Below are 9,264 nucleotides of genomic sequence, written 5' to 3' on the forward strand. Positions count from 1 at the left end.
GGACACCCCGAGCCCCCCGACGTGCCGCTGGTGCGGCCGGCCCGACACGAACTACCGCTGCCCGGCGTGCGCGTCGCCGACGCTGCGCGCCACCGTCGTCGGCAGCGGGCGGACCTCGGAGGAGCTCGGGCGGGCGTTCCCACAGACGGTGGTCCGCTCCTCGGGCGGCGGCGCCCCGGTCCTGGACACGGTCCCGGCCGGCCCGGCCCTCGTCGTCGCCACCCCCGGCGCGGAGCCGGTCGCCGACGGCGGGTACGGCGCGGCCCTGCTCCTCGACGGCGCGGCCCTGCTGGCGCGCCCGGAGCTGCGCGCGGCGGAGGAGACGGTGCGACGGTGGTTCGCGGCGGCCTCGCTGGTGCGCCCGGGCCCCGACGGCGGGCGCGTGGTGGTCGTCGCGGAGTCGAGCGTCGCCGCGGTGCAGGCGCTCGTGCGCTGGGACCCCGCCGGCCACGCCGGGGCCGAGCTCGACGCCCGCGCGGAGCTGGGGCTGCCGCCGGCGGTGCGCATGGCCGCGCTCGACGGAGACCCGGAGGCGCTGCGCGGGCTCCTCGACGTGCTGCACCTGCCCGAGACCGGCGAGGGCGAACCGGACGCCGAGATCCTCGGGCCGGTCGAGCTGCCGGCGAACACCCGGTTGCCGGGCGCCGACGAGCGCACCGAGCGCGCGGAGCGCTGCCTGGTCCGGGTGCCCCGCCGGTCCGGGCGCGCGCTCGCGACCGAGCTCGCCGCCGCCGTCGCCACCCGCTCCGCCCGCAAGGACACCGATCCGGTGCGCGTCCTGCTCGATCCCCAGGACCCGCTGTAGCCGCAGCGCGATCCGTAGACTCGACGCCCGTGACCGTCCAGCCCGTCCGCTACTTCGGAGATCCCGTCCTGCGTGAGCGCGCCACCGAGGTGACGACGTTCGACAAGGAACTGCGCACCCTCGTCGCCGACCTGCACGAGACGATGCTCGAGCAGGGTGGCGCCGGGCTCGCCGCGCCGCAGATCGGGGTCGGGCTGCGGGTGTTCGTCTTCCGGGCCGAGGGCGTCGAGGGGCACATGGTCAACCCGGAGTGGACCGTCCTCGACGAGACCGAGCAGGTCGGGCCCGAGGGGTGCCTGTCGATCCCGGGGTTCCGGTGGGACTGCCGCCGCTACGACCACGTCGTCGCCCGCGGGTGGGACCTGCACGGTGAGCCGCAGGAGGTCGAGGGCACCGCGATGCTCGCCCGCGCGATCCAGCACGAGACCGACCACCTCGACGGCGTGCTCTTCCTCGACAAGCTCGACCCCGCGACCCGCAAGGAGGCGATGGCGGCCATCCGCCAGGCCGAGTGGTTCGACCCGACCGCGCCGCCGCGGGTGAAGGTCAGCCCCCACGAGCCCACGCACGGCCCGGTCAACCCGTTGTTCGGCGGGGTCCGCCGGTAATGCGGCTGGTCTTCGCCGGCACCCCGGAGCCCGCCGTCGTGTCCCTGCGGCGGCTGCTGGCCTCGGACGCGCACGAGGTCGTCGCCGTCGTGACCCGCCCCGACGCCCCCGCCGGCCGCCGTCGCACGCTGCAGCGCTCCCCGGTCGGCGCGCTCGCCGACGAGGCCGGGATCGAGGTGCTGACCCCGGCGCGCGCGTCCGACCCCGAGTTCCTCGACCGGCTCCGCGCGATCGGACCGGACTGCTGCCCCGTCGTCGCGTACGGGAACCTGCTGCGGCCCGCGGCGCTGGCGATCCCGGAGCACGGCTGGGTGAACCTGCACTTCTCGCTGCTGCCCGCGTGGCGCGGCGCCGCCCCCGTCCAGGCCGCGATCCGGACCGGTGACGAGATCACCGGCGCGACCACGTTCCGGCTCGACGAGGGGATGGACACCGGCCCGGTCTTCGGCACCGTCACCGAGAAGATCGCCGACGACGACACGGCCGGGTCGCTGCTCGAGCGCCTCAGCGCCTCGGGGGCGGGCCTGCTCGTCGCCACCCTCGACGGGATCGCCGACGGGTCGCTCGACGCGGTGCCCCAGCCGGCCGAGGGCGCGTCGCTGGCCCCGAAGGTCACCGTCGAGGACGCCCGGGTCCGGTGGACCGACCCGCCCTTCGCGATCGACCGGGCGGTCCGCTCGGTCACGCCGGCCCCGGGGGCCTGGACGGAGTTCCGCGGCCAGCGCGTGAAGATCGGCCCGGTGACGACGACCGGCTTCGACGACCTCGCGCCCGGCGAACTGCGCGTCGAGAAGCGCCGGGTGCTGGTCGGGACGGCGGCGGCACCCGTCGCGCTCGGTACGGTCCAGCCCGCCGGCAAGCCGGCCATGCCCGCCGTCGACTGGACGCGCGGGGCCCAGCCGGCACCGGGGGAGCGGTTCACGTGACCGGGGCGAGCCGAGGATCGACCGCGGCGAGCGAAGCGACGGGGAACGCATGACCGCGGCGAGCGAAGCGACGGGGAACGCATGACCGACAGCTCCGTCCCGCCCGGCGGGCACCGCTCCGGGCGGGGGCCGCGCCGCAAGGCCGAGAAGCCCCACCGCTCCGGGCCGCCCCGCGGCCGCTCCGGCCCCAGCCGCCCGCCGCAGGGCGACCCGGCCCGGGAGGCGGCGCTCGACACGCTGCGCGCCGTCCGCGAGGACGGCGCGTACGCGAACCTGACGCTGCCGCGGCTGCTGCGCGAGCGCCGGATCTCCGGCCGCGACGCCGCCCTGGCCACCGACCTCGCCTACGGGGCGTGCCGGGCGCAGGGCCTGCTCGACGCCGTCCTCGGCGCGTGCGTCGACCGCCCGCTCGACCGGCTCGACGGCGTCGTCCTCGACGCCCTGCGCCTCGGCGCCCAGCAGCTCCTGCGGACCCGCATCCCCGCCCACGCCGCCGTCGGGGCCACCGTCGAACTCGTCCGGTCGCGCGCCGGGTCGAAGCCCACCGGCTTCGTCAACGCGGTCCTGCGCCGCGTCGGGGAGCGGGACGAGGCGGCCTGGCTCTCCCAGCTCGCCCCCGACGCCGCCGAGGACCCGGTCGGGCACCTCGCCCTCGTCCACGCCCACCCGCGCTGGATCGCCGAGGTCTTCCGCGACGCGCTCGGGCCGACCGCCGACGCCGAGCTCGGCCCGGCCCTGGCCGCCGACGACGCCCGCCCCGCGGTCCACCTCGCCGCCCGCCCCGGCGAGATCACCGCCGAGGAGCTCGCCGCGATCACCGGGGGCGACGAGGCGCCGTACTCGCCCTACGGGGTGCACCTCACCGAGGGCGGCGACCCCGGCGACCTCGAGCCGGTCCGCGAGGGCCTCGCCGTCGTGCAGGACGAGGGCAGCCAGCTCGTCGCGCTCGCCGCCGCCCGGGCCGACCTGGAAGGCCGCGACGAGCTGTGGCTCGACCTCTGCGCGGGCCCCGGCGGGAAGGCCGTGATGCTGGGCGCGCTCGCCGCGATCGAGGGCGCGACGCTGGACGCGGTCGACCGGGCGCCGCACCGCGCGGCCCTCGTCGAGAAGATCACCGCGGGGCTCCCGGTGCGGGTGCACGTGGGGGACGCCCGCGAGGTCGTGCTGCCGGAGGCCGCGTACGACCGGGTGCTCGTCGACGCGCCCTGCACCGGGCTGGGGGCGCTGCGCCGCCGGCCCGAGGCGCGGTGGCGGCGGCGGGCCGAGGACGTCGCCGAGCTCGCCGAGCTGCAGCGCAGCCTGCTGCGCCACGCGCTCGAGCGGGTGCGCCCGGGCGGCGTCGTCACCTACGCGACCTGCTCGCCGCACCCGGCCGAGACCGTCGAGGTGGTGCGCGCCGTGGTGGCCGAGACCGGCGCGGAGGTCCTCGACACGGCGGCGCTCGTCCCCGGCGTCCCCGACGCGGCGGTCCCCGACGGTCCCGGCGTCCAGCTCTGGCCGCACCGGCACGGCACCGACGCCATGTACTGCGCGACCCTGCGCCGTTCGCACTAGCGCGCCCGTGCGTGGCCCGTCGGCGTGCCGAGCGGACCGTCGCGCCAGGACACGGGAACGCCCGCACGAGTCGGTAGGCCAAGATGGTCCCGTGCCCGCCCCACTCATCGCGCCCAGCATCCTGTCCGCGGACTTCGCGCGGCTGGCCGACGAGGCTGCTGCCGTCGAGGGTTCGGACTGGCTGCACGTCGACGTCATGGACGCGCACTTCGTACCCAACCTGACCCTGGGTCTGCCCGTCGTCGAGAGCCTGCTGAAGGCCACCGACATCCCCCTCGACTGCCACCTGATGATCGAGGACCCGGACCGCTGGGCCCCGCCGTACGCGGAGGCCGGCGCCCACAACGTCACCGTCCACGCCGAGGCCGCGCACGACCCCCGCAAGATCGCCGCGGACCTCCACGCGGCCGGGGCGAAGGCCGGCCTCTCGGTCAAGCCGAACACCCCGCTCGAGGACTGGCTCGAGGTCCTGCGTGACTACGACACGCTGCTCGTCATGAGCGTCGAGCCCGGCTTCGGCGGCCAGAGCTTCATGCCCGAGGTGCTCGACAAGGTGCGCACGGCCCGTCGGCTCGTCGACACCGGCCACCTGACCGTCCTGGTGGAGATCGACGGCGGGATCGGGACCGACACCGTCGAGGCGGCCGCCGAGGCCGGGGTGGACTGCTTCGTCGCGGGCAGCGCGGTCTACGGCGCCGACGATCCGGGCCGGGCCGTCGAGGCACTGCGGGCGCAGGCGGCCCACGCGTCACCGCACCGCAGGAGCACCGTCCGCGACTGACTCCGGCCCCCGGACGGCGCAGTGGTCCGTCTCACCGCACGCGCCACCCCGGTCGGCGGCACACCTGGGGGAGGCCGAGGATGATGCAGGCAGCGCCCGTCGTTGTGCAGGAAAACGGATCGAGGCAGGAGCGCCGTGTTCACCGGGATCGTGGAAGAGGTCGGCGAGATCGTCGACGTCACGCCGCAGGAGGACTCCGCGCGCCTGCGCATCCGGGGCCCGCTCGTCACATCCGACGCCCGGCCGGGTGATTCCATCGCCGTGAACGGCGTGTGCCTGACGGTGGTGGACCCCGATGCCGACGGGTTCGCGGTCGACGTGATGGGGGAGACGCTGCGCCGCTCCAGCCTCGCCGGCGCGGCCCCCGGCACGACGGTGAACCTCGAGCGGGCCCTCGCCGCGAACGCCCGTCTGGGCGGGCACATCGTGCAGGGCCACGTCGACGGCACGGCCACGGTCGCCGGCCTGGACCCCTCGGAGCACTGGACGGCGGTGCGGTTCACGACACCGCGCGCCGTCGACGGCGGCGTCGGGCTGGCCCGCTACATCGTGGAGAAGGGGTCGATCGCGGTGGACGGGGTGAGCCTCACCGTCACCGAGGTCGACGACGACGGGTTCTCGGTCGGGCTGATCCCCACGACCCTCGCGGAGACCACCCTGGGATCGCGGGAGGTCGGGGCGACGGTGAACCTCGAGGTGGACGTGCTGGCGAAGTACGTCGAGCGTCTCCTCGGCGCGGGCGCGGGCACCACCGCGACGGCCGGGGCGGAGGGATGATGCACGTGGACGGCTTCGAGCACATCGAGCGCGCGATCGCCGACATCGCCGCGGGCAAGGCGGTCGTCGTGGTCGACGACGAGGACCGCGAGAACGAGGGCGACCTGATCTTCGCCGCCGAGAAGGCGACGCCGGAGCTGGTCTCGTTCATGATCCGCTACACGTCCGGCTACATCTGCGTGCCGCTGACCGCCGAGACGTGCGACCGCCTCGACCTGCCGCCGGCGCACTCGATCAACCAGGACCGGCACGGCACCGCCTACACCGTCTCGGTGGACGCCCGCGAGGGCATCGGCACCGGGATCTCGGGCACCGACCGGGCCCGGACGATCAGCGTCCTCGCCGACCCGTCGTCGACGGCGATGGACCTCTCCCGGCCCGGCCACGTCGTGCCGCTGCGCGCCCGGGAGGGCGGTGTCTTGCGCCGCCCCGGGCACACCGAGGCCGCCGTCGACCTCGCGCGCCTCGCGGGCCTGGAGCCGGCCGGCGCGATCTGCGAGATCGTCTCGCAGAAGGACGACGGCGAGATGGCGCGTTACGAGGAACTCGCGGTGTTCGCCGAGGAGCACGACCTCGCGATCATCACGATCAAGGACCTCATCGCGTACCGGCGCCGCTCCGAGAAGCAGGTCGCGCAGGTCGCCCACGCGAAGATCCCCACCGACCACGGCGTGTTCACCGCCTACGGCTACGACTCGCTGCTCGACGGCATCGAGCACATCGCCCTGGTGTACGGCGACCTCGGCGACGGCCAGGACGTCCTGGTCCGGGTGCACTCCGAGTGCCTCACCGGCGACGTGCTGCGCTCCCGACGCTGCGACTGCGGCCCCCAGCTCGACGCCGCCATGGAGGCCGTCGCCCACGAGGGACGCGGAGTGGTCCTCTACGTGCGCGGCCACGAGGGCCGGGGGATCGGCCTGATCCACAAGCTGCAGGCCTACCAGCTCCAGGACGCCGGGGCGGACACCGTCGACGCCAACCTCGCGCTCGGCATGCCCGCCGACGCCCGCGACTACGGCACCGGCGCGCAGATCCTCGCCGACCTCGGCATCCGCTCGATGCGCCTGCTCACCAACAACCCGGAGAAGCGCGCCGGGCTCGAGGGGTACGGCCTGGAGATCCTCGGCCGGGTCCCGCTGCCGGCCCGGGCCACCCCGGAGAACCTGCGCTACCTGCGGACCAAGCGCGACCGCATGGGCCACGACCTCGAAGGCCTCGACGCCTACGAGGACGGGCTGGTCAACAGCGAGGGGACGAGGTCAGGCGCATGAGCACGCAGGGACGGCCCGAGATCGAGGTCCCCGACGCGACCGGCCTGCGCCTCGGCATCGCCGCGACGCGGTGGAACGCCGAGATCGTCGACACCCTGCTCGAGCGGGCGCTGCTCGCCGCCGAGCGTGCCGGGGTCGCCGAGCCGACCGTCGTGCGCGTGGCGGGCGCGATGGAGCTGCCCGTGGTCTGCCAGGGGCTGACCGCCGGGCACGACGCGGTCGTCGGGCTCGGCGTGGTCATCCGCGGCGCCACGCCCCACTTCGACTACGTCTGCGACGCGGTCACCGCCGGGCTGCTGCGCGTCGGGCTCGACGAGCGCACCCCGGTCGGCAACGGCGTGCTCACCGTCGAGAACACCGAGCAGGCCTGGGAACGGGCCGGGACGCCGGAGTCGACCGAGGACAAGGGCTTCGAGGCCGTCGTCGCCGCCCTCGACGCCGCGCTCACCCTGGACGTGCTGCGGGAGGGCGCCCGACGGACCCCGGTGGGGTTCGCGCGATGACCTACCCCGGATCCGAGTCGCTGCGACCCGTCGTCGTCCCCCCGGAGGACCTCGACCTCGGGCCGGTCGAGCTGGAGCTCCGCCCGAAGCGCATCCGCTGGGTCGCGTGGGTGCTCGCCGTGCTGCTGTTCGCGTTCTTCGCCGCGGGGGCGCTGCTCGTCTACGTCAAGTCCGCCGGGTTCAACTTCCGCCCGGCCGACCAGGTCGCCATGGTCGTCCTCGGGCTGCTCCTGGCCGGCGGGGCGCTGCTGTTCACCCGGCCCCGGCTGCGCGCCGGGCGGGGTGGGGTCGAGGTGCGCGCGACGATCCTCACGCGCCGCGTCGCGTGGGACGACGTCGTCGCCGTCAGCTTCCCCGACGGCGCCCAGTTCGCCCGGCTCGACCTCCCCGACGACGAGTACCTCGTGGTCGCGGCGATCCAGGCCGTGGACAAGGAGCACGCGGCGCGCGGGATCACGGCGCTGCGGGCCCTGCACGCGCGGTACGGGACGCCGCTCGCGTGAGCCCGGGATCGGGGCTCTACGGCGCCCTCTTCCGCCACGTGGCGGTGCGGGTGCCCGCCGAGCGCACCCACCGCATCGGGCTGCGCGCCCTGGCGGCGGCGACGCCCGTCCTGCCGCACCGCACGCCCGACCCCGCTCTGGCCGTGTCGGCCATGGGACTCCGGTTCGCCTCGCCGCTCGGGGTGGCGGCCGGGTACGACAAGGACGCCGAGGGCGTCCGGGGGCTGGCCCGGCTCGGGTTCGGCGCCGTCGAGATCGGCACCGTCACCGCCCGTGCGCAGCCGGGCAACCTCCGCCCGCGGCTCTTCCGCCTGCCCGACGACCGGGCGCTGGTCAACCGCATGGGCTTCAACAACGCCGGGGCGGACGCGGTCGCGGCGCGGTTGGCGGCCCTGCGGGCCGGCGGGCCGCTCGGCACCGTGCTCGGCGTCAACATCGGCAAGTCGAAGGCCGCGACGGGCCCGGCCGAGACGCTCGCCGACTACCGCCACTCGGCCCGCCGCCTCGGGCCCCATGCCGACTACGTCGTCGTCAACGTCTCCTCCCCGAACACGCCCGGCCTGCGCGACCTTCAGGGCGTCGACGCCCTGGAGCCGCTGCTCGCCGCGGTGCGCGAGGACATCGGCCCCACGCCGCTGCTCGTCAAGATCACCGCGGACCTCGACGACGACGGGGTGGACGCGATCGCCGACCTCGCCGTCGCCTCCGGCCTCGACGGGATCGTCGCGACCAACACGACGGTGTCCCGCGCGGGTCTGCGCACCGCGGCGGACGTCGTGGACGCGGCCGGGGCGGGCGGTCTGTCGGGGGAGCCGCTGGTGGCGCCGGCGCGGGCGATCCTCGCCCGGCTCGGGGCGCGCGTGGGCGGACGGCTCTGCCTGGTCTCGGTGGGCGGGATCGCCGACGCCGCCGAGGCCCGGCGGCGGCTGGAGGCCGGCGCGACGCTCGTGCAGTCCTACACCGGGTTCGTCTACGGCGGGCCGGCGTGGCCGGGGCGGGTGAACGCGGAGCTCGCCCGGGCTCCGGGGCCCCTGTGATCGCCGCGCGGGGTCGTGCCGGGTGCCGGACCCGCCCTCACGCGGCACCATGACCCCTCGTGACCGCGCCCCAGATCGCTCCGGCCCGCCGTCCCCGGGTCGTGCTGTTCGACCTCTTCGAGACCTGCCTGCAGCTCGAGGGCCTGCGCCCCCGCTTCACAGCGCTCGGCCGGCCGGGCACGGACCTGGAGCTGTTCTTCGCCCGGCTGCTCCAGCAGGGGATGGCGATGACGCTCGCCGGGGAGGCCCCGCCGTTCCGGACCGTCGCCACCGACATGCTGCGGCGCACCAGTGGACGTGACCTGACCGACGACCAGGTCGCCTCGGTCCTCGACGGCTTCCGCGAGCTGCCCCTCCACGACGACGTCCGGGCCGCGATGACCCTGCTGCGCGACGCCGGCGTCCCCGCCTACGGCTTCACGCACGGCTCGGCGGCGACGGCGTCGGCGGCGCTGGAGAACGGCGGGGTGCGGGACCTGCTCGTCGACGTCTTCTCCTC

General features: G+C 75.9%; 10 protein-coding genes and 1 pseudogene. All 11 read left to right on the top strand.

Annotation, left to right across the window (positions count from 1 at the left end):
- Window positions 1-805 (top strand): annotated as a pseudogene (locus AC0CYZ_RS09125) (primosome assembly protein PriA); the annotation flags it as partial.
- A gap of 29 nt (window positions 806-834) precedes the next feature.
- On the top strand, window positions 835-1,413 hold the full coding sequence (gene def / locus AC0CYZ_RS09130; protein WP_472214466.1) for a peptide deformylase: 579 nt from the start codon (window positions 835-837) through the stop codon (window positions 1,411-1,413).
- Window positions 1,413-2,339, top strand: a complete 927-nt coding sequence (fmt, locus tag AC0CYZ_RS09135; protein WP_472214468.1) for a methionyl-tRNA formyltransferase — start codon at window positions 1,413-1,415, stop codon at window positions 2,337-2,339. Before def ends, fmt begins: the two co-directional genes overlap by 1 nt.
- Window positions 2,340-2,420: 81 nt before the next feature.
- The gene (locus AC0CYZ_RS09140; protein WP_472214470.1) at window positions 2,421-3,893 is read left to right on the top strand and encodes an RsmB/NOP family class I SAM-dependent RNA methyltransferase; all 1,473 of its coding nucleotides are present in this window, start codon (window positions 2,421-2,423) and stop codon (window positions 3,891-3,893) included.
- Window positions 3,894-3,984: 91 nt separating this feature from the next.
- The gene (gene rpe / locus AC0CYZ_RS09145; protein WP_472214472.1) at window positions 3,985-4,674 is read left to right on the top strand and encodes a ribulose-phosphate 3-epimerase; all 690 of its coding nucleotides are present in this window, start codon (window positions 3,985-3,987) and stop codon (window positions 4,672-4,674) included.
- Window positions 4,675-4,809: 135 nt separating this feature from the next.
- The gene (locus tag AC0CYZ_RS09150; protein WP_472214474.1) at window positions 4,810-5,451 is read left to right on the top strand and encodes a riboflavin synthase; all 642 of its coding nucleotides are present in this window, start codon (window positions 4,810-4,812) and stop codon (window positions 5,449-5,451) included.
- Window positions 5,448-6,722: a bifunctional 3,4-dihydroxy-2-butanone-4-phosphate synthase/GTP cyclohydrolase II gene (locus tag AC0CYZ_RS09155; protein WP_472214476.1), complete on the top strand. Its 1,275-nt coding sequence runs from the start codon at window positions 5,448-5,450 to the stop codon at window positions 6,720-6,722. Before AC0CYZ_RS09150 ends, AC0CYZ_RS09155 begins: the two co-directional genes overlap by 4 nt.
- Window positions 6,719-7,225 carry a 6,7-dimethyl-8-ribityllumazine synthase gene (gene ribH / locus AC0CYZ_RS09160; RefSeq protein WP_472214478.1) on the top strand — a complete coding sequence of 169 codons (507 nt, stop codon included), beginning with the start codon at window positions 6,719-6,721 and terminating at the stop codon, window positions 7,223-7,225. The genes AC0CYZ_RS09155 and ribH overlap by 4 nt, the downstream gene beginning before the upstream one ends.
- Window positions 7,222-7,728 carry a PH domain-containing protein gene (locus AC0CYZ_RS09165; RefSeq protein WP_472214480.1) on the top strand — a complete coding sequence of 169 codons (507 nt, stop codon included), beginning with the start codon at window positions 7,222-7,224 and terminating at the stop codon, window positions 7,726-7,728. Before ribH ends, AC0CYZ_RS09165 begins: the two co-directional genes overlap by 4 nt.
- Window positions 7,725-8,765 carry a quinone-dependent dihydroorotate dehydrogenase gene (locus tag AC0CYZ_RS09170; RefSeq protein WP_472214482.1) on the top strand — a complete coding sequence of 347 codons (1,041 nt, stop codon included), beginning with the start codon at window positions 7,725-7,727 and terminating at the stop codon, window positions 8,763-8,765. Before AC0CYZ_RS09165 ends, AC0CYZ_RS09170 begins: the two co-directional genes overlap by 4 nt.
- Window positions 8,766-8,824: 59 nt before the next feature.
- A partial coding sequence (locus AC0CYZ_RS09175) for an HAD family hydrolase (RefSeq protein WP_472214484.1) occupies window positions 8,825-9,264 on the top strand: 440 nt, incomplete at its 3' end.

It is taken from the genome of Actinomycetospora sp. (assembly GCF_055612215.1).

Bases quoted from the DNA above. Each gene is read 5' to 3' on its own strand.
- fmt (WP_472214468.1), top strand. From the start codon at position 1,413: ATGCGGCTGGTCTTCGCCGGCACCCCGGAGCCCGCCGTCGTGTCCCTG.
- AC0CYZ_RS09140 (WP_472214470.1), top strand. From the start codon at position 2,421: ATGACCGACAGCTCCGTCCCGCCCGGCGGGCACCGCTCCGGGCGGGGG.
- AC0CYZ_RS09155 (WP_472214476.1), top strand. From the start codon at position 5,448: ATGATGCACGTGGACGGCTTCGAGCACATCGAGCGCGCGATCGCCGAC.
- ribH (WP_472214478.1), top strand. From the start codon at position 6,719: ATGAGCACGCAGGGACGGCCCGAGATCGAGGTCCCCGACGCGACCGGC.
- AC0CYZ_RS09165 (WP_472214480.1), top strand. From the start codon at position 7,222: ATGACCTACCCCGGATCCGAGTCGCTGCGACCCGTCGTCGTCCCCCCG.